Origin of the sequence: Mycolicibacterium alvei (genome assembly GCF_010727325.1) — a bacterium.
Lineage (GTDB): Bacteria > Actinomycetota > Actinomycetes > Mycobacteriales > Mycobacteriaceae > Mycobacterium > Mycobacterium alvei.
The window spans coordinates 257700-277907 of sequence record NZ_AP022565.1 but is presented as its reverse complement, the minus strand read 5'-3'; the positions used below and the strand labels follow the sequence as shown (position 1 = coordinate 277907).

Here is a 20208-nt window from a genome sequence, read left to right as displayed (position 1 = left end):
TCACAATGATCAGTCACGCCCTGGACCACCTAATCCAGCGCGAGGTCCTTGCGGAACCGCTTCATCCCGTCGATCTTCTCGGCCAGGGTGGCGCCGGGTCCGCTGTAGAACATCCACGGCATGGTGACGATGCCCTGGATACCGCCGGCCTCCGCGCGCGCGTAGTGCTCAGGAGTGAAAGCATCGGTGAGCGGTGTGATGACGGTGAAATCGTCCATCGTCAAGCCATTCTCGGCGCGCAGCTCACGCAACTGGTCGACCCGCTGCAGGGCGGCCTCGGTGGAGATCAGATCGCCGATCCAGCCGTCGTGCCGGGCCGCGCGGCGCAGCGCGATATCGGACAGACCGCCGACATAGATCGGGATCGGCGGCGGTGTGGGCTCCATCTCCAGGCGCGGCGTGGAATAGAACTCGCCGGAGAACTCCGTCCACCCGGGCTCCCACAGCTTCTTCATCAGCTCGAGCATCTCGTCGGTACGCTTGCCGCGTCGGGCGAACTGCTGGCCCAACAACTCGAACTCCTCCTCGCACCAGCCGACCCCGATACCCAGTTCCAGCCGGCCACCAGCCAGATAGGCCGCAGTGCCAATGGCTTTCGCAGCCGAGTACGGGTCGCGCATCGCGGGCAGATAGACAGTGTTGACGAACTTGAGCCGGGTGGTGACGAGCGCCAGCGCGCCGATCATCACCCACGGGTCCGGCCAGTCGGTGAATGCCTCCCAGCGCCGCTTGCCGTCCTTGGTGTAGGGGTACGGCGTGGACAGCGTTTCCAGGTTCACCACGTGATCCGGAATGCCCATCCCGTCGTATCCGAGATCGTCAGCGGCCCTGGCCACTTCGACGGCCTCCCGGGTGTCCAGGAAAGCCATGCTCACGTAGAACTTCATCCGGCGTCCCGCGCCCATGCCGGAGTGATGAAGATGCCCTCCGCCTCGACGGTGATTCCGTCGCCGTCGCTGATGTGGCCCTTCGCAAAGGTTTTGACGCCTTCGGTCCGGTCGATGTACGCCTCGGCGCGCAGCGCCCCCAGCGGCGTGCCACGGCGGTAACGACACGTGATGGTCCCGGTGTAGCGCGGCGAGTTCAGTCCCCCACTGGCCACCTCACCGAGAATCTGGTCGAGCACCAATGCGCAGATGCCGCCGTGTACCCAGCCCAGTGGCCCCTCATAAGCGGCGCCCAGCTCGAATTCACTCCAGCAACTGCCGTCCTGGGTATGTTCGATCACCAACGGCGGGGCCATCGCATTGCGCAGGCCGACGACCGGATTCGCCCACACCACCGGACGGTTCGTCTCGGCATGCAACATCACGTGCGGGCCGTCGCGCTGTTCGCGGCGCAGCGAGGCGGTGACAGCCTCGACAGCCGCCGTCGCCGCGACGATGGTCTGCGAGTCCACTTCGGTACGCACTCCGGCGTCCACGAGTTCGCGCACGGCACGGGCGAACGGCTCATAGAGGGCTTCGAGCCGTTCATGTTCCGCCGCGCTGATGACGTCGAACGTGTGCTTCATCCGGACTCCCAGTGAATTGGTTATACGCCCTTATTAACACCACCCACTGCGACGTCGTGCACGCGGGGCACTACTCCCCGCCGAAAATCCTGCGGACCACGCTCTTCGCCCGCCGAGTCACCCGCAGGTAGTTGTCCAGGAACTCCCCGCCGTCATCGCTGCCCCACCCGGCCGCCAGGGCCACCGCGTTGAGCTGACGACCCGGGCCGGGCAGCTGATCGGTGGGCTTGCCGCGCACCAGCACCAGGGCATTGCGCGCCCGCGTGGCCGTCAGCCAGGCATCCCGCAACAACTCGACATCGCTCTCGGCGACCAGTTCTGCCGCGCCGATCGCGTCGAGGGTCTGCAACGTCGAAGTGTTGTGCAGGGCAGGCAGGGTGTGTGCGTAACGCAGCTGGAGCAGTTGCACGGTCCACTCGATGTCGGCCAACCCGCCACGGCCCAGCTTGGTGTGCGTGTTGGGGTCGGCACCGCGGGGCAGCCGTTCGGCGTCCATACGCGCCTTGATCCGGCGGATCTCCTGGACAGCTTCGGCCGACACCCCGCCGGCGGGGTAACGCGTCTTGTCCGCGATCAGCAGAAAGCGTTCCCCGAGTTCCAGATCGCCGGCCACCCGATGTGCACGCAGCAGGGCCTGGATCTCCCACGGCTGGGCCCACTGCGTGTAATAGCTCGCATACGACGCCAGCGTGCGCACCAGCGGGCCGCTACGGCCCTCCGGCCGCAGCCCGGTGTCGACCTCCAACGGTGGGTCCGCACTCGGTGTCCCCAACAGTGCCCTGACCTGTTCGGCGATGCTCACCGACCAGCGCACGGCCGTCGACTCCTCGACACCGGTGTTCGGTTCGCACACGAACATGACGTCGGCGTCCGAGCCGTATCCCAGCTCACCGCCGCCGAGTCGGCCCATCCCGATCACGGCGATCCGGGCCGGCACACCGGATTCGGCTGTGTTGGCCCGGATCACGGCGTCGAGCGCGGCCTGCAATACGGCGACCCATACCGCGGTCAGCGCCTTGCACACGTCGATGACGTCGAGCAGGCCCAGGACATCCGCAGAGGCGATGCGAGCCAGTTCCCGACGGCGCAGCGTGCGGGCCGCAGCGATGGCGCGTACCGGGTCCCGGTGTCGGCCGGCCGAGGCCACCAGCGCACGGGCCAGACTGTCGGGATCGCCGTCGAGCAGCTTCGGGCCGTTGGGGCCGTCGGCGTAGAGCAGGATCACCTCGGGGGCGCGGATCAGCAGTTCGGGAATGTAGGCCGAGGTGCCCAGGATCCGCATGAGCCGCCTGGCCACCGCGCCCTCGTCGCGCAGGGTTGACAGGTACCAACGCTGCTCGGCCAGTTCCTCGCTGATCCGGCGGTAGGCGAGCAGGCCGCCGTCCGGGTCGGGGGTGTCCGACAGCCAGTCCAACAGGGTCGGCAGCAGCACCTGCTGCACGGTGCCGCGCCGCCCGCTCTGACCGGTGAGCGCGGCCAGATGGGTCAGTGCGCTCTGCGGTCCCTCGTAACCCAGTGCGGCAAGTTGTCGTTCGGCCGCCTCGGTACTCATACCGGTGCCGATGCCCAGTGCCGGCTGGCCCACCGATTCCAGCAGCGGCTGGTAGAAGAGCTTGGCGTGCAGTCGCGACACCCGCATGCTCTGCCGCTTGAGTTCTTCGCGCAGTACACCCGCCGCATCGCGGCGCCCGTCGGGGCGCACGTGCGCGGCCCGTGCCAGCCATCGGTACGCCTCATCGTCGCTGTCATCGGGCAGCATGTGGGTGCGCTTGAGCCGCTGCAGCTGCAGCCGGTGTTCGAGCAGCCGCAGGAATTCGTAGGACGCGGTCATATTGGCGGTGTCGTCACGCCCGATGTAGCCGCCTTCGCCGAGGGCCGCCAGCGCGTCGACGGTGGACGCTACGTGCAGTGAGTCGTCATTGCGTCCGTGCACCAATTGCAGGAGCTGGACGGCGAATTCGACGTCGCGCAGGCCTCCGGTGCCGAGCTTGAGTTCGCGCGCCCGCACTCCGGCCGGCACGAGTTCCTCGACGCGTCGGCGCATGGCCTGCACCTCGGGCACGAAATCGTCACGCTCGCAGGCGGTCCACACCATGGGCATCAGTGCCTCGAGGTAGGCCTTTCCGAGTTCGGTGTCACCCGCGGCGGGACGGGCCTTGAGCAGTGCCTGGAATTCCCACGTTTTCGCCCAGCGTTGGTAGTACGCGACGTGGGACTCCAGCGTCCGGACCAGTTGGCCGCGTTTGCCTTCCGGGCGCAACGCGGCGTCGACCTCGAAGAACGCCTCGCCGGCGAACTGCATCATCTCGCCCGCCACCCGGGTTGCGGTGGCCAGGTTGTCGTCGCCATCCCCGTCGGGGATGGACTCCCCCACGAAGATGACGTCGACGTCGCTGACGTAATTCAGCTCGCGCGCACCGCATTTGCCCATGGCGACGACTGCCAGCCGCGGCTCTACCCCGTCTTCGCACACGACGCGGGTAGCTACCGTCAGCGCTGCGCCCAGCGCAGCGTCGGCCAGATCGGACAGGTGGGCGGCGACCTCGACGAAGGGCAGCACCGGCTCGTTCTCGACGGTCGAGGCCACGTCGAGGGCGGCCAGGACCAGCAACCTGTCCCGGTAGAGATCCCGTAGTGCGGGCACGGCACTGCTTGCGCCCTTGTCGATCTCGACGGTCTGCGCGGCCGCGGTGAAGGCGCTGCGCAGTTCGTCGGCACCGGGGAGCCCGACCGCACCGGCCAGCAACCGCCACGATTGCGGATGGGCGATGAGGTGATCGCCCAGCGCCAACGAGGATCCCAGGACACCGAACAGCCGGCCCCGGAGTGCCTTGTCGGTCAACAGCGCACGGTTGAGTTCGTCGACGCCGGCCTCGAGCGCGTCAGCCAACCGGACCATGGCCAGCAGCGCGATGTCGGCATCGGGTGCGCGCGACAACGACCACAACAACTCGACGTGCGCCTCGGTGTTCCAGCCGAGCTGTTCCAGTTCGGCTGCCGACTGCGGATGCACCAGACCGAGCCGACCGACGCTGGGCAGTTTCGGGCGGTCGGTCGCAGGCTTGGCCATCACTCGACGTTACAGCGACAGGTAGGTCTTCAGCTCGTAGGGCGTGACGTGGCTGCGGTAGTTCTCCCACTCTGCGCGCTTGTTGCGCAGGAAGTAGTCGAATACGTGCTCCCCCAACGCTTCCGCGACCAGCTCGGAGTTCTCCATCGCCTCCAGGGCGTTGCCCAGGCTGGTCGGCAGCTCGCGATAACCCATGGCACGCCGTTCCTCGGGAGTCAGGCTCCAGACGTTGTCTTCGGCCTGCGGGCCCAGCACGTAACCCTTCTCCACGCCGCGCAGACCGGCGGCCAGCAGGACCGCGAACGTCAGGTACGGGTTGCATGCCGAGTCAGGGCTGCGGACCTCGACGCGCCGTGATGACGCCTTGCGCGGGGTGTACATCGGAACCCGCACCAGCGCCGAGCGGTTGGCCGCGCCCCACGAGGCCGCGGTGGGCGCTTCACCGCCGTGCACCAGACGCTTGTAGGAGTTCACCCACTGGTTGGTGACGGCACTGATCTCGCTGGCGTGCTCCAGGATGCCCGCGATGAAGGACTTGGCCACGTCGGACAGCTGCAGCGGGTCGTCGGGGCTGTGGAAGGCGTTGGTGTCGCCTTCGAACAGGCTCATGTGGGTGTGCATGGCCGAGCCGGGGTACTCGGCGAACGGCTTGGGCATGAACGAGGCGCGGACCCCGTCGGCCAGCGCGACCTCTTTGACCAGGTAACGGAAGGTCATCACGTTGTCGGCCATCGACAGCGCGTCGGCGTAGCGCAGGTCGATCTCCTGCTGGCCGGGTGCGCCCTCGTGGTGGCTGAACTCCACCGAGATGCCCATCTGCTCCAGGGCCTCGATGGCGTGGCGCCGGAAGTTGGGGGCCGAATCGTGCACGGCCTGGTCGAAATAGCCGCTGTTGTCCGCGGGCACGGGCACCGAACCGTCGTCGGGGCCGCGCTGCAGCAGGAAGAACTCGATCTCCGGGTGCACGTAGCAGGTGAAGCCCAGGTCGCTGGCCTTGGCCAGCTGGCGGCGCAGCACGTGCCGGGAGTCGGCCCACGACGGTGAGCCGTCCGGCATGGTGATGTCGCAGAACATGCGCGCCGAGTAGTGCTTGCCGGCGCCGGTGGTCCAGGGCAGCACCTGGAAGGTGGACGGATCGGGCCGGGCCACGGTGTCGGATTCCGAGACGCGGGCGAAGCCTTCGATCGAGGATCCGTCGAAGCCGATGCCCTCCTCGAAGGCGCCTTCGAGTTCGGCGGGCGCGATCGCTACCGACTTGAGGTAGCCGAGCACGTCGGTGAACCACAACCGAACGAACCGGATATCGCGTTCCTCCAGGGTGCGCAGCACGAATTCCTTCTGGCGGTCCATGAGCGCAGCGTAGGCATCGGCTGTTAAATCTGTGTTACGGCCCTGCAAGGAGTTAGCAGGACAGGTTGCCCGGCGAGGTTTGGTTGACGAAGAAACCCAGCACCGCGGTGTCGACACAGGCGTCGCCGTTGAACACGACGGTGTGTTGGGTACCGGTGAACGAGATCAGGTCCGCGTCCATTTGCCGGGCCAGGTCCACCCCGGCCTGATAGGGCGTGGCCGGGTCGCCGGTGGTGGACACCACTACGACCTTGCCGGGTCCGGGCCCGGTGATCGGGTGCGGCGCCGACGTCGCGGGCACCGGCCACAATGCGCAGATGTCGCGGGGCGCGTACCCGGTGAACTCGCCGTAGGACATGAACGGTGCCGCAGCGCGGATCCGCTGATCGGCGTCGGCCCACACCGCGGGGTCGGTGGGGAACGGCATGTCGACGCAGCGGATCGCGGTGAATGCGTCCTGCATGTTCTGGTAGTGCCCGGTCTCGTCGCGACGCCAGTAGTCGTCGGCGAGCAACAGCAGGTCACCGGCGTCGGTGCCGCGCGTCAACCCGAGCAGTCCGCTGGTCAGGTAGGGCCAGTACCGCGCCGAGTAGAGGGCGTTGCCGGTTCCGGTGATGGCATCGGCGTAGCCGAGTCCGCGCGGGTCCGCGGTGGAGGCCGGCGTCGTCGCCAACGGATCGATCAGTCGCTGAAACCTGCCGACGAACTGGGCCGGATCGGTGCCCAGCGGGCAGTCGGCCGATTTCGCGCAGTCTGCGGCATAGGTGTCGAAAGCCTTCTGGAAGCCGGCGAGCTGACGGATATTCTTGGTGATCGGGTCCAGGCTGGGGTTGATGGCACCGTCGAGCACCATGGTGCGCACCCGGTCACCGAACCGTTCGGCGTAGGCACCACCCAGTTCGGTGCCGTAGGAGAAGCCCAGATAACTGATCTGGTCCTCCCCCAGCGCGGCCCTTACCGCATCCATGTCCCGCACCGCCGACGCGGTGCCGACGTTGGCCAAGAACGGCGCACCCATGCGGTCCAGACACTGCTGGGCGAACTGTCGGTAGACGTCTTCGATGTGGGCGACCCCGGCCGGGCTGTAATCGGTCATCGGCTCGCGGCGGTAGGCGTCGATCTCGGCGTCGGTGCGGCAACGCAACGCCGGGGTGGAATGTCCGACGCCGCGTGGGTCGAATCCGACCAGATCGAAATGATCGGTGAGTGGCGACCCGGCCAGCGCCGCACCCATGCCGGCGACGGTGTCGACCGCCGAGGCGCCGGGGCCACCGGGGTTGATGAACAGTGCGCCGATCCGGTTGCCGGTGGCCGGAATCCGGATGACGGCCAATTGCGCTTGCGCCCCTTGGGGATCAGACGGATTCCAGGCCTCGCTCCATTCGATGGGTACCGAGACGGTGCTGCACTGCGCCGTCGGAACCCGTGCCGGGTCTTGCACCCATTGGGCGCAACTTCCCCACCCCGGCCCGAATTCCGGCACGGCACCCGCGACCGGCGCGGCGACCGGGTACACGACGGCGGTTGCGCTGAGCAGTATCACCGCCAGAGCTCTCGCTGCCCGTCTACCCGCCCACCACACGGCAGCCATGGTCGCATGGCGACCACCGCCGGGTCTGTGCCTGAGGCCGAGCAGAGATCGGCCGGAGACCATCCGGTGACCTCGACCGCTTGGATCGATCAGCAGCGGATCCCGGGCGCGGGCACGGTCACGTCCAGGAGGTACGTGGCGGCGATGTCGTCGATGCACTTGTTGCCCTGGAACACCACGGTGTGCTGAGTGCCCTCGAAAGTCACCAGCGTGCCTCCGAGTTGGCGGGCCAGGTCCACACCCGCCTGATAGGGCGTCGCCGGATCGTTGGTGGTCGAGACCACCAATGTCGGAGGCAGTCCCTTTACCGAGATCTCGTGCGGCTTGCTGGTGGGCGGCACCGGCCAGAAGGCGCAGGTGCCCATCGGCGCGTTCCCGGTGAACTCGCCGTAGCTCAGGAACGGAGCGGCCTCGCGGGCCCGCCGGTCCTCGTCGACGACGGTGGCCCGGTCGGTGATGGCAGGCTTGTCCACGCAGTTGACCGCGACGCGCACGTCGGTGGAATTGTTGTAGTGGCCCTTGGCGTCTCGACCCATGTAGAGGTCGGCCAGCGCCAGCATCACATCGCCGTTGCCGTTCTTCAGCCCGGTCAGGCCCTCGGTCAGGTGCCGCCACAGATTCGGCGAGTACAGCGGCAGGATGGTGCCCACGATGGCGTCGCTGTAGCCCAGCCCGCGCTGATCGCGGGTCTTGGCCGGGTGCTCGACCAGTGGGTCGACCAGGCTCTTGTAGACCTCGACGGCCTTGGCCGGGTCGGTACCCAGTGGGCAGTCGGGGTTCTTGGTGGCGCAGTCGGCGGCATAGTCGTCGAAGGCCTTCTGGAATGCCGCGGCCTGACGGATGTCTTCCTCCACCGGATCCGCGTTCGGGTCGACGGCACCGTCGAGGATCATCGCGCGGACCTTCTCCGGGAACTGCTCGGCGTAGGTCGCACCGATCCGCGTGCCGTAGGAATACCCCAGGTAGGTCAGCTTGTCGTCACCGACGGCGATCCGGATCGCGTCCAGATCCTTGGCGACGTTCTCCGTGCCGACGTTCTCCAGGAACTCGGTTCCCATCTTGTCGACGCAGCGCTGGACGAACTTCTTGGTTTCGCTCTCCAGATGCTCGACACCTTCGGGGGTGTATTCCACCGTCGGATCGGCCCGCAGCCGGTCGTTGTCCTCGTCGGAGTTGCACCACACCGCGGGCGTCGAAGATCCGACACCGCGCGGATCGAACCCGACGATGTCGAACCGGTCCTTGACCGACTGCGGCAGGCCCGACAACAGGGCGACCGCCGATTCCACCCCGGATTCGCCGGGACCGCCGGGGTTGATCACCAGCGAGCCGATCTTCTTGCCCGCGGCCGGGAAGCGGATCATCGCCAGGCGGGCGACCTCGCCGTCGGGATTGGAGTAGTCGACCGGCACCGACAGCATTCCGCATTCGGCGTTGTCGGGGATCTGCACCTGGTCGCCCGAACCCGCGTTGCACGGTAGCCATTGCACCGGTGTTCCTGGCCGCGGGACCGCGATCCTGGCCTGGCCCTCGACCACCTGGGTGCAGCCCGCCGCGGCCACCGCCGTCACCGCCAGCAGCGCGCCGAACCTCATCCTGGTCTTCATGGCTGACCATGCTGCCATGCCGCGACATTGCCGCAGGCTGGGCCTGGTCACCGAGGCCCGCGATGCTATCGGCTAACGGCGAGCAGCTCCTCGAGCGCGACCTGGAAAGCGTCGGCCATGTCCCACAGATCCGGCAGCAGGTCCGGGCAGGACATAAGGCCGACATCGAGCTTGCCGTTCAGCGACATCACGGTGATGTTCAGCCCCGCCCCGTGAAAGATCGGACCCAACGGATACAACGCCTTGACCTCACAGCCCAGCATGTAGACCGGTGTCTGCGGCCCGGGCACGTTGGAGACCACCAGGTTGTGGATGGGTTTGGCCCCCGACAGCCGACTGGCCGCGTATACCCGCATGGCCGCGCCGAACACCGCCGGAGCCACGAACTGCGTCCAGTCCTGCAGCAGTGTTGCCCCGAGGGCGGAGCTGTGTTGCTTGGCAACCGAATTCGACGCGGCGATGGCCCGTAGCCGCTCGGCCGGGTCGTCGACGTGGGTGTCGAGCTTGGAGAACATCCCCGACACCTGGTTGCGGCCGGGCCGATCGGACTGGTCGTGCACCGACACGGGCACCATCGCGACCAGGGAGTGTTCGGGCAGTTCGCCGCGGCTGGAAAGGAACGTGCGCAACACACCCGACACCAGCGCCATCACCACGTCGTTGACCTTGACGCCGAAGTGGTTCTTGACGGTCTTGATGTCCTCGAGATCAAGCTGGGCGAACCCCACGCAACGCTGACCGGTGATGTTGGCGTTGAACGCGGTTTTGGGTGCGTTGAACGGGGCCGCCATGGCCTGTCCGTTGAAGGCCCGGCGGACCGTGTCGACGACGGTCGTCGCCGTGGCGGGCAGCACGTTGACCAACTTGAAGGGGCGGGCGGCGAACTTCAGTGCCCCGCCCAGGGCAATCGCGGCGCCCGAGGCACCGCCGGTGCCTTGCGCCGGTTCGGGCGGCGGGGCGTCGGCTTCGGGGGTGCACAGTTGCGACATCAGGTTGGCGCCGGTCACACCGTCGACACCGGCGTGGTGGATCTTGGTCATCAGCGCCAGCCGTCCGCCCGCCTGCGGGTCGGTGCCCGCGATGTTCTCGATGACCCACATCTCCCACAACGGCCGAGACCGGTCCAGAGGCAGGGAGGCGATGTGGCCGCAGATCTCGGACAACTCCGCCCGTCCGCCCGGGCCCGGAAGTCCGATCCGGTGCAGATGGCGACTGACGTCGAAGTCCATGTCCTCCACCCACACCGGGTGATCCAGGTTGAACCGGCTGTCGGCCAGCTTCTCGCGGAACTGCGGCATCGCCTTGATGGACACCGACAGCGCGTCGCGCAACCGGTCGAACGTGTACCCACCCGGCATCGTCGAGGTGTCCAGTTCCAGCACAGAGCACACGTGCAACGGTTGGGCGGCGGTTTCGAGATACAGGAAGCTGGCGTCTAGTGGGCTGAGCCGTTGCATGCCGCTGATGTTAGGACTCCGCGGGCGAACTGTGAGGAAATCCACTCGAACGTCACTGTTGCCTTCATTACCCGCAGTGGCAGACTGGCACACGTCCGACGAACCCGGGGACCGCGGAGCGGCCTCGAGGATCGAACCGACCATCACAGGGGACGACGATGTCTGAACAGTCTGTTTATGGTGCTTCCGATTCTGCCGCAGCCAAGCCGCGCACCAAGGTCCGCACGCTCACGCTGCAGAAATGGAAGTCCGAGGGCCACAAGTGGGCGATGCTCACCTGTTACGACTACTCCAGCGCGCGGGTATTCGACGAGGCCGAGATTCCGGTACTGCTGGTCGGCGACTCGGCGGCAAACGTGGTCTACGGATACGACACCACCGTGCCGATCACCATCGACGAGCTGATCCCACTGGCCCGCGCGGTCGTCAAGGGCGCCCCGCACGCCCTGGTGGTCGCCGATCTGCCGTTCGGCAGCTACGAGAGCAGCCCCACCCAGGCTCTGGCCACCGCCACCCGTTTCATGAAGGAGACCGGAGCGCAGGCGGTCAAGCTCGAGGGCGGTGAGCGGATGGTCGATCAGATCGCGTTGCTGTCCGCCGCAGGTATCCCGGTGGTGGCCCACATCGGCTTCACGCCGCAGAGCGTCAACGGGTTGGGCGGGTTCCGCGTCCAGGGCCGTGGCGACGCCGGCGACCAGACGATCCACGATGCGATCGCGGTGCAGGAAGCCGGTGCGATCGCGGTCGTGCTGGAAATGGTGCCGGCCGAGTTGGCCACCCAGATCACCGGCAAGCTGACGATCCCCACGGTGGGCATCGGCGCCGGCCCCAGCTGCGATGCCCAGGTGCTGGTCTGGCAGGACATGGCCGGGCTCACCAGTGGCAAGACCGCCAAGTTCGTCAAGCGTTTCGGTGACGTGGGCGGCGAACTGCACCGTGCGGCAACGCAGTACGCCCACGACGTGGCGACCGGGGTGTTCCCGGCCGAGGAGCACAGCTACTAGGCGAAGTCGGGCCTGCGTTTGGCCAGGAACGCGTCGACGCCTTCGCGGCCGTCGGCGGAGTTGGCCCGCTCGGCGATGAACCTGGCTTCGGCGGCCATCTGCTCTTCGAGGCTGTTCTTGAACGAGGACACCAGTAGCGACTTGACCGCACCGTTGGATCCGCCGGAACCCGCCGCCACCTGCTCGGCCAATGCCGTGGCCCGCGCGACGAGCTCGTCCCCGGCGACCACCTCGGTGACCAGTCCCCACTCCTGCGCCTCCGCGGCTGAGAGCGTGCGGTTGGTCAGGATAAGCTCCTGGGCCCGACGCAGCCCGACCAATCGCGGCAGGTGGTAGGACGCGCTGCCATCGGGGCTCAGCCCCACCTTGGTGTAAGCCATCGTGAAGGTGGCCGAATCGGCGGCCAGAACCAGGTCGCCGGTCACCGCGAGGCTGAACCCGGCACCGGCTGCGGTGCCGTTGACCGCAGTGATCAGCAGGGCATCCATCCGGGCGAAGGATGAGATGGCCTGGTGCAGGTCGTCGGCAACGCCCTTGATGAAGCGACCGCGGTCGGGCGCGGTGGCGAAAGCCTTCAGGTCGCCGCCCGCGCAGAAGAAACGGCCCGCCCCGGTCAGCACCACGGCTTTGGTGCCGGGCGTATCGCAGCGCCGGGCCGCGTCGGCCAGTTCGCGAGTCATGGTGTCGTTCATGCCATTCGCGGCGTCGGGGCGGTTCAGCGTGATGCGCGCGACGGCGCCGGACTGCTCGAACGAGATGGCTTCATAGGTGGGCTCGGTCACGGCCCGAACTCTAGCGGGCCGGGGTTTGCGGCGGTCGCACGCCCAGCCGGGCCGCGGTGGCGGCCACCAGCGGGCCGAAGTCGCCGTCGAACCCGAGGATCCGCAGTGCCCCCTCCCCGATCGCCCAGGGCTGCGACGGTGTGCGCCCGACGTCGTCAGAGCGGCTGTTGACCACCGATTCCACCAATCGGAAGGGCAGGTCAGCGGCGTCGATCGGGCCTGCGCATTCGGCGATCACCGCGTCCGACAGCTGTCGGTACACCTCGCGCAGTTCGGCGCGTCGGCGCCGGAACGGCGCAAACCGGTCGGTGCGCAGCTCGGGCAGCAGATACAGGGCACCCAGATTCCACCGGCTCGCGCACAACTGGTGGGCGTCGGCGACCGCGAGCGTGTGCAGGTGTTGGACCGTCGGCCCCGCGTCCTCGAGCACTTCGGCGCCCAGCTGCAGGGCATTGTCGACCGTGCCGGCCAGCAACGCGTCGAGGATGTCGTCCTTGGTGGCGAAATGGTGGTACAGCGAAGCCTGCCGTACCCCGACTTCGTCGGCGATGCGCCGGGTCGAGGTGTTGGCGTACCCGTGGTTGGTGAACAGCTCGGCGGCAGCGTCCAGGATCTGCTCACGAGCGGTCGCCCCGGGCCTGCGTGGCTGCTCCAGCCGTGGGCGCCCGCGTCCGGTTGCGGCGTTCGCCGGTGTCATTTCAGCCCCCATGTCAGCAACAGTAGGAGACGCGCGCAGACCTGATCGAGGGCACAGTCGGGAAGCGACAAGTCTTGATGTTGCTGTGATCAGACACCGGTCGTGGCGCCTACCCGAATATGGCACGCTGGTGCCATCCGATCTCCCGCCTCCGGTGCACAGCGAAGGTGACTATGGCCCCCGGTAAATCGAAGACCGCCAGGTACACCGAAATCGAGCGGAAGTTCGCGGTCACCGAAACCACCGTCTCACCGTCGTTCGAGGGATTGTCGGCCGTCACCGAGGTGGCACGCACGGAAATCCAGCATCTGGATGCGGTGTATTTCGACACCCCGGATCGCGGCCTTGCCGCGCACCGCATCACGCTGAGGCGCCGCACCGGCGGCAACGACGCGGGCTGGCATCTGAAGCTACCGGCCGGTGTCGACACCCGCACCGAGGTCCGCACCCCGCTGGGCGCGGCAACCGATACCGTGCCCGAGGATCTGCGGGACATCGTGCTGGCGATCGTCCGGGACCGGCCGCTGTCCCCGGTCGCCCGGATCAGCACCCAGCGCAGCGTGGAGGTGCTGCGCGGAGCCGACGGCATCGGCCTGGCCGAGTTCTGTGATGACCGGGTCACGGCATCGACCACGGGCGGGGAGGCCGATAAACAGAGCTGGCGGGAATGGGAGCTGGAGCTGCTCACTGCCGACGTGCCCGACGATCTGATGGATCGACTGTCGAATCGGCTGGCGGATGCCGGGGCGGTGCCGGCCGGACACGGTTCGAAGCTGGCCAAGGTGCTGGGCACCGATCAGCTCCCGGCACCGACTCCCCCGGCCGATCCGGTGCACCGAGCCATCGCCGAGCAGATCGAGGCGCTACTGCTGTGGGACCGTGCGGTACGTGCCGATGCCTACGACTCGGTACATCAGCTGCGGGTGACGACCCGCAAGATCCGCAGCCTGCTGCAGGAATCCAGGGACTCGTTCGGACTGGACGACGACAACGTCTGGGTGCTCGACGAGCTGCGGGCCTTGGCCGCGGTGCTGGGGGTGGCCCGCGACGCCGAGGTGCTGGGCGAGCGCTATCAACGCGCACTCGACGAGATGCCCGCCGAGCTGATTCGCGGCCCGGTGCGCCAGCGCCTGGTCGAGGGCGCCAACCGCCGCTACACCGCGGGCTGGCGACGTTCGCTGCTGGCGATGCGATCGCCGCGCTACTTCCGGCTGCTGGACGCACTGGAGGAGTTGGTCAGCACCGAAAAACCGGAATCTGCCGACGCCTCTGCGCCTTCCGTGACCATCGACGCCGCCTACAAGCGGGTTCGCAAGGCCGCCAAGACTGCCAAGGCGGTGGCGGCCGAGGATGCCAGCACCGAGGAGAAGGACGAGGCGCTGCACCGGATTCGTAAGGGCGCCAAGCGGCTTCGTTACACCGCGGCGGCCACCGGGGCAGACAAGGTGTCCGATCGGGCGAAGTACATCCAGACCTTGCTGGGCGACCACCAGGACAGTGTGGTGAGCAAGGCGCATCTGAGTACTCAGGCCGATGCCGCACATGCCGCCGGTGAGGACACCTTCACCTACGGGCTGCTCTATCAACGGGAGCACGACACCGCCCAGCAGTCCCGGGCGTTGCTGGACGATGCACTCAAGAAGCTGGACAAGGCCGTCCGTAAGACCCACTAGGGGCCCGGTTGCGGTGGGGGCGAACGAGTTGGCCTGTAAGCCGGATTCTGTCTCTCACCCCGGAGGGTGAGGCGGCGACCATCCATCTGGACACACCGTTGCCGGGTGCCTCAAGCGGCCTACCCGCAGGCTCGGGCGAGCAACCCTCGAACGCCTGCGCGGCCGCAACCAGGTTGCGGCCTTCTTGGCCTTGCTTCGGGTGGGGTTTGCCTAGCCACCCCGGTCACCCGGGGTGCTGGTGCGCTCTTACCGCACCGTTTCACCCTTACCATTGCTGGCGGTCTGTTTTCTGTGGCACTTTCCCGCGAGTCGCCTCGGATTGCCGTTAGCAATCACCCTGCTCTGTGAAGTCCGGACTTTCCTCGACCCCGGTTTCCACCGGTGCCGCGGCCGCCCAGCCAACTCGTTCGCGCTGATCACCGTACCCTTATTTGCATGGTCCAGGTGCCACCGGCACGCTATCTGCTCCGCGCGAAGGATCTCGCGGACGCCCGTTACGCGGATCCGATCACCGTCGACGACCTCGCGTCCGCCGCCGGGTTGTCGCGGGCCCACTTCAGCCGGATGTTCACCCGCACTTTCGGTGAGTCTCCGCGGGCCTACCTGCAGAGCCGGCGCCTGGAGCGGGCCGCCGCCCTGCTGCGCAACACCGACCGGTCGGTGGCCGACATCTGCGTGATGGTCGGCCTGCACAGCGTCGGTTCGTTCACCACCAACTTCGCGCGGGTGTACGGCAAACCGCCTGCGGCGTACCGGGCGAGCCTGCCGCCGGCCATGCTGCGCGCCCCGGTGCCCAGTTGCATCCTGGCGCGCGACACCCGGCGCCCGCATTCCGGTAGAGCCAAGACAGCACAAACGGAGAAGACGGCGGGGCCGGACCGAACGTAGCGTCAGACCCATGATGAAAATCGCATACACCCACCTGTGGGTTCACGATCAGGAAGTCGCCCTGAAATTCTGGACCGAGAAGGTCGGAATGGAAGTGCGCGAAGATGTTTCGTTCCCGGAGGAGATGGGCGCCTTCCGATGGGTCACGGTCGGCCCGCCCGGTCAGGACGAAGTGGGCATCGTGCTGATGGCGGTTCCCGGGGAGCCGGTGATGGATGAGAACACCCGCACCCAGGTCCTCGATCTGACCGCAAAAGGCTTCGCCGGCACGGTGTTTCTGACCACCGATGACTGCCAGAAGAGTTACGAGGAACTGACCGCGCGCGGCGTCGAGTTCACCGAGCCACCGAATCAGATGCCCTACGGCATCGACTCCGGTTTCCGCGACCCGTCGGGCAACAGCATCCGGCTGACCCAGCGCACCGACTAGGCCTGGTCCGGACACCCACATTTGGGCATTGGGGTGTCTACACCGAGGATCGAGGTCACCATTGAGCAGCGATCCTCGATATAGAGCCGGTCTATTCAATGTGAATGGCCCTGCGCCTCAAGCTGTTCACCAGACACACAACCTAGCCCCGACGTCGCAGCACCATCACGTTGTCGATCAGGGTGCCGTGCTGCCCGTCCGGGCCGGTCGCCTCCCGCTCGTCGGTGCCCACCCGGATGCGTTCCCAGTGCGCGTCATCGAGGTTGAGCGAGTCGACGACGTCGTCGGCGCTGGGGAAGGCGAACTTCTGGACGTGCGCGGGGGCCCAGGCCGGGGCGGCCCCGTGATCGACGATGACCAGCAGACCGCCCTCGGCCACCGCCCCGGCGGCACGACGCAGCACCCCGGCGCGGTCCATGGCGATCGGTGACTGCAGGAACTGAGCCGAGACCAGATCGAAGCGCCCGTCGGGCAGGCTCTCGGACAGGTCGTGACGTTCAAAGCTGGCCCGATCCGCCACGCCGCGGTCCTGCGCTGCGGCGACGGCGCGGGCGAGCGCGGTGTCGGAGACGTCGACTCCCGTGACCTGCCAGCCCTGTTCGGCCAACCACACGGAGTCACCGCCCTCGCCGCAGCCCAGATCGAGAGCCCGGCCGGCGGGCAGGTCCGCGGCGATCTTTGCCAGCTGGGCGTTGACGCGGCCACTCCAGATGCGGCCGCGCTGCCCGTAGTGCCGTTCCCAGTACTGGGCGGTGACGGCGGTCTGGGCGGGCCACGGCGGCACCGGCAGCCCGACGTCCTCGCCGAGCAGGTGTTGCACGACGGCGGCACCGACCTGACTGCCCGACGCCACCGCCGTGGCCACCTGAGGTATCTGGGCACCGAGGTCGCCCGCGGCGAACACCCCGGGCACCGAGGTGCGGGCGAACGCGTCGACGACGAGCGCATCCGCGGCGACTGGCCCGGGCGCCGAGACGGCGCCGAGTTGCGCAGCCAGCGGCGAGCGTTGGTGCAGTGTCGCAGCGACGAGCGCCCCGCGCCGGGCCAGTCGGGCGCCGTCGGTGAACTCCACCGCAGTCAGTTCGCCGTCATCGGCGATGAATCGGGCGATCGGACGTTCGTCGACGCCGATGCCGACCGCGTCCAACTGCTTGACCTGCGCTTCGGCCAGGCCGCTGTCCCCGTTCGTGAGCACCACCAGGTCCTCAGTCCAGCCGCGCATCATCAACGCCGAGTGCACGGCGCGGTCCCCCTGCGCGATGACGGCAACCGGCGCATCACGCATCTCCCAGCCGTGGCAGAACGGGCAGTGGAAAACCGAAGTACCCCAGAGCCCTTCGAGCCCGGAGATGTTCGGCCCCCGGTACTCCATGCCGGTGGCCAGCAGCACCGTCCGGGTGTGCTCGCGGGTGCCGTCGGCCAGCTCGAGCACGAAACCCGGCTCGCCGATGACGACCTCGCCGGTACGCACCTCGACCGTGGGGTAGGCAGCCAACTCGGCGCGGCCCGCGGAGTAAAGCTCAGCGGGCGGGAGGCCATCGCTGCCGAGCAGCCCGCCGATTCCGGGTGCGGCGAGGTTGCTCTGATCTCCTGCGTCGACCAGCAGCACGCGGCGCCGGGCCCGGCCCAGCACCAGCGCCGCACTCAAGCCGGCGGCCCCGCCGCCGATGACGACGCAATCCCAGATGTTGTCCATGTCTTCGAGCTTGCCCAATACATGGCAAAGTGCCAAGCTCATTTGCCATGAAGGCAAATGTCGCCCAACCTGAGGACATCGACGCCCTGGTCCGCAGCCGTCTGCGCGAGTTGCGGACCCAACGCGGGCTCACCCTGGAGGACGTCGCCCGCCGCGCACAGATCGACGTCTCCACGCTGAGCCGGCTGGAATCGGGCAAACGTCGACTGGCTCTGGACCACCTGCCCCGCCTGGCCGCCGCCCTGTCGGTGACCACCGATGAGTTGCTGCGCACACCGCAGGCCGAGGACCCCCGGGTCACCGGCAGCTCACACACCCACCACGACATCACCTACTGGCCGCTGACCCGACAGGGCCCGGCCGCCGGCCTGCACGCCTACAAGATCCGGATCAGCGCCAAGCGTCGCAAGCCGCCCGCCGAATTACCCGTCCACGAGGGTCGCGACTGGATGTACGTGCTGTCCGGGCAACTGCGCCTGATGCTGGGCGAGCAGGACTTCGTCGTCAATCCTGGTGAGGCCGTGGAATTCTCGACGTGGACACCGCACTGGTTCGGGGTGGTCGACGGCCCGGTGGAGGCCATCACCATCCTGGGCCCGCACGGCGAGCAACTACACCTGCACGCCTGACCTACAGGTAGCCGGTCTGGTTCACCAGCCGAACCGATGAACCACCGTCTGCGTAGAACTCGGCGATCGACAGCGAGGCCAGATCCAGGTGCAGCCGGTACAGGATGCCCGCACCGGCGTCCAGCGCCAGCCGCAGGATGGTCTTGATCGGCGTCACGTGCGAAACCACGAGAACCGTTGCGGCACCGTACTCGGCGATGATCCGGTTGCGAGCCCGACTGACCCGGTGGGCGACGGCATCGAAGCTCTCGCCACCGGGCGGCTCGACGCTGGTATCACGCAGCCAGCGCCGGTGGAGTTCCGGATCCCGTTGCGCGGCTTCGGTGAACGTCAATCCTTCCCATTCGCCGAAGTCCGTCTCGATCAGGTCATCGTCGACACGGACATCGACTCCGAGAGCCTTGCCCGCCGCCGTAGCCGTCTCGAACGCCCGCCCCAACGGCGAGCTGATGACTGCCGCGACGCCCCCGCGTGCCCCCAGATAGCGCGCGGCGGCGTCGGCCTGCCTGCGCCCCTCTTCGGTCAGCGCCGGATTGCCACGCCCCGAATAACGCCGGGAGATGGATAATTCGGTCTGGCCGTGGCGCAGCAGCAACAGCCGGGTGGGCGATCCGGTGGCACCGGTCCACCCAGGTGCGGACGGCGCGACCTCGGCTGCGGGTTTCTCATCGACGATGCCCGCGGCTGCGTCCATGGCCTCGTTGGCCAGCCGGTCGGCATGGCTGTTGCGCTCCCGCGGAATCCACGAGTAGCTGATCCGACCGAAACCCGCGGCCAGCTCGGCCGCTCGGCGCTGCAGCGGAATCAGGTCGGGATGCTTGACCTTCCAGCGCCCCGACATCTGTTCCACGATGAGCTTGGAATCCATCGACACCGCCACCTCGGCCGCGCCGAGTTCGGCGGCGGCCTCCAAACCTGCGATCAGGCCGCGGTATTCGGCGACGTTGTTGGTGGCTCGGCCGATCGCTTCCTTACGTTCGGCCAATACCGTGGTGCGCTCGGCATCGAACACCACCGCGCCGTAGCCCGCCGGTCCGGGATTTCCCCGGGACCCGCCGTCGGCCTCGACGAGAACCTTCACTGCGTGAACCTCAACAGGATTGCCCCGCACTCGGGGCAGCGCAGTACGTCGTCCTCGGCGGCCGCGGCGATCCGGGCACTCTCGCCGCGGTCGATCTCGATCCGGCAGGCACCGCAGCGCCGGCCCTGCAGCAGCCCGGCCCCCGCCCCGCCGCGGGACCGCTGCCGTTCGTAGAGATCCACGAGTGCGGGATCGATCAGACCGACCAGACCTGCACGGCGAGTCACCGCCTGATGCTTGGCCTGGTCGATTTCCACCAGTGCGGCATCGCGGGCCTGCTGTGCCGCCGACAGCGCGGTCTGCAGGTCCTCGATGCGCTGCGACGCCTCGGCCTGCTGCCCCGTCAGTTCCTCACGGCGTTCCATGAGTTCCAGCAGAGAGTCCTCCAGGCTGGATTGCCTGCGCTGCAAGGTTTCCAGCTCATGCTGGATCTCGGCTACCTGCTTGGCGCCGACCGTGCCTCCGTCGATCAGCTTGCGGTCGCGGTCCGCACGCTGACGGACCGAGTCGATCTCGCTCTCGAGCTTGGCCACCTGGGCTTCCAGGTCTTCCAGGGCGATACCCAGAACGCCCACCCCGTCGCCCGCGGCGGCGTACTCGGCCTGCGCCTCGTCTAGCTTCTGCTGTTCGGCCAGGTGCTTGACACGGTGTTCGAGGCGCCCGAGTTCGGCATCGACCTCGGTCAGCGCGAGAAGCGAACGTTGTTGTTTTACTTCGGCTTTCATGCCCTGACTTTCATG

The 20208-nt window shown here is 67.7% G+C and carries 16 protein-coding genes, 1 other RNA gene and 1 pseudogene; 5 read left to right on the top strand and 13 right to left on the bottom strand.

The genetic code is table 11. The features are described 5' to 3' along the window. Positions 1-29: 29 nt before the first annotated feature. The 7 genes from G6N44_RS01260 to G6N44_RS01230 form a co-directional block, all read right to left on the bottom strand. Entirely contained in the window at positions 30-887 is an 858-nt protein-coding gene (locus tag G6N44_RS01260; RefSeq protein WP_163669462.1) for a TIGR03619 family F420-dependent LLM class oxidoreductase, read from the bottom strand. Next, on the bottom strand, positions 884-1513 hold the full coding sequence (locus G6N44_RS01255; RefSeq protein WP_163660420.1) for a PaaI family thioesterase: 630 nt from the start codon (positions 1511-1513) through the stop codon (positions 884-886). The genes G6N44_RS01260 and G6N44_RS01255 overlap by 4 nt, the downstream gene beginning before the upstream one ends. Positions 1514-1583: 70 nt before the next feature. Further along, complete coding sequence (locus tag G6N44_RS01250; protein WP_163660418.1) at positions 1584-4583, bottom strand: bifunctional [glutamine synthetase] adenylyltransferase/[glutamine synthetase]-adenylyl-L-tyrosine phosphorylase; 3000 nt, start codon at positions 4581-4583, stop codon at positions 1584-1586. A 9-nt stretch (positions 4584-4592) separates the two neighbouring features. Next, positions 4593-5933, bottom strand: coding sequence for a type I glutamate--ammonia ligase (gene glnA / locus G6N44_RS01245; protein ID WP_163660416.1), 1341 nt, complete (start codon positions 5931-5933; stop codon positions 4593-4595). 52 nt (positions 5934-5985) lie between these two features. Then, positions 5986-7524: an alpha/beta hydrolase gene (locus G6N44_RS01240; protein ID WP_163660414.1), complete on the bottom strand. Its 1539-nt coding sequence runs from the start codon at positions 7522-7524 to the stop codon at positions 5986-5988. An 89-nt stretch (positions 7525-7613) separates the two neighbouring features. Then, complete coding sequence (locus tag G6N44_RS01235) at positions 7614-9131, bottom strand: alpha/beta hydrolase (protein ID WP_235683029.1); 1518 nt, start codon at positions 9129-9131, stop codon at positions 7614-7616. Between the two features lie 65 nt (positions 9132-9196). Then, on the bottom strand, positions 9197-10588 hold the full coding sequence (locus tag G6N44_RS01230; protein ID WP_163660410.1) for a WS/DGAT/MGAT family O-acyltransferase: 1392 nt from the start codon (positions 10586-10588) through the stop codon (positions 9197-9199). A 158-nt stretch (positions 10589-10746) separates the two neighbouring features. On the opposite strand from G6N44_RS01230, the gene panB reads away from it, so the two are divergent. Continuing rightward, positions 10747-11592, top strand: coding sequence for a 3-methyl-2-oxobutanoate hydroxymethyltransferase (gene panB, locus G6N44_RS01225; protein WP_163660408.1), 846 nt, complete (start codon positions 10747-10749; stop codon positions 11590-11592). Here panB and G6N44_RS01220 read toward each other — a convergent pair. Next, entirely contained in the window at positions 11589-12374 is a 786-nt protein-coding gene (locus G6N44_RS01220; protein WP_163660406.1) for an enoyl-CoA hydratase/isomerase family protein, read from the bottom strand. The two genes, panB and G6N44_RS01220, sit on opposite strands and share 4 nt — an antisense overlap. A gap of 10 nt (positions 12375-12384) precedes the next feature. Continuing rightward, positions 12385-13083, bottom strand: coding sequence for a TetR/AcrR family transcriptional regulator (locus tag G6N44_RS01215; RefSeq protein ID WP_163660404.1), 699 nt, complete (start codon positions 13081-13083; stop codon positions 12385-12387). Positions 13084-13244: 161 nt separating this feature from the next. Between G6N44_RS01215 and G6N44_RS01210 the strand changes: the two genes are divergently transcribed. Further along, positions 13245-14744 carry a CYTH and CHAD domain-containing protein gene (locus G6N44_RS01210; RefSeq protein WP_163660401.1) on the top strand — a complete coding sequence of 500 codons (1500 nt, stop codon included), beginning with the start codon at positions 13245-13247 and terminating at the stop codon, positions 14742-14744. 20 nt (positions 14745-14764) lie between these two features. Here the strand turns inward: G6N44_RS01210 and rnpB are convergent. Beyond that, positions 14765-15150: RNase P RNA component class A (rnpB, locus tag G6N44_RS01205), an RNA gene on the bottom strand. Between the two features lie 29 nt (positions 15151-15179). Here rnpB and G6N44_RS01200 point away from each other — a divergent pair. Further along, the gene (locus G6N44_RS01200) at positions 15180-15632 is read left to right on the top strand and encodes a helix-turn-helix transcriptional regulator (RefSeq protein ID WP_163660399.1); all 453 of its coding nucleotides are present in this window, start codon (positions 15180-15182) and stop codon (positions 15630-15632) included. A 10-nt stretch (positions 15633-15642) separates the two neighbouring features. Further along, a complete protein-coding gene (locus tag G6N44_RS01195; protein WP_163660397.1) occupies positions 15643-16062 on the top strand; it encodes a VOC family protein in 420 nt (139 codons plus the stop codon). Between the two features lie 367 nt (positions 16063-16429). Here the strand turns inward: G6N44_RS01195 and G6N44_RS29755 are convergent. Then, positions 16430-17758, bottom strand: a pseudogene (locus tag G6N44_RS29755) (FAD-dependent oxidoreductase); the annotation flags it as partial. A gap of 47 nt (positions 17759-17805) precedes the next feature. Here G6N44_RS29755 and G6N44_RS01185 point away from each other — a divergent pair. Beyond that, positions 17806-18387, top strand: coding sequence for a type II toxin-antitoxin system RelB family anti-toxin (locus G6N44_RS01185; RefSeq protein ID WP_163660395.1), 582 nt, complete (start codon positions 17806-17808; stop codon positions 18385-18387). Position 18388: 1 nt separating this feature from the next. Here the strand turns inward: G6N44_RS01185 and G6N44_RS01180 are convergent, their stop codons facing one another. Together G6N44_RS01180 and G6N44_RS01175 are read right to left on the bottom strand one after the other, a co-directional pair. After that, positions 18389-19468, bottom strand: a complete 1080-nt coding sequence (locus tag G6N44_RS01180) for a bifunctional RNase H/acid phosphatase (protein WP_163660392.1) — start codon at positions 19466-19468, stop codon at positions 18389-18391. Further along, complete coding sequence (locus tag G6N44_RS01175) at positions 19465-20193, bottom strand: zinc ribbon domain-containing protein (RefSeq protein WP_163660390.1); 729 nt, start codon at positions 20191-20193, stop codon at positions 19465-19467. Before G6N44_RS01175 ends, G6N44_RS01180 begins: the two co-directional genes overlap by 4 nt. Positions 20194-20208 lie beyond the last annotated feature (15 nt).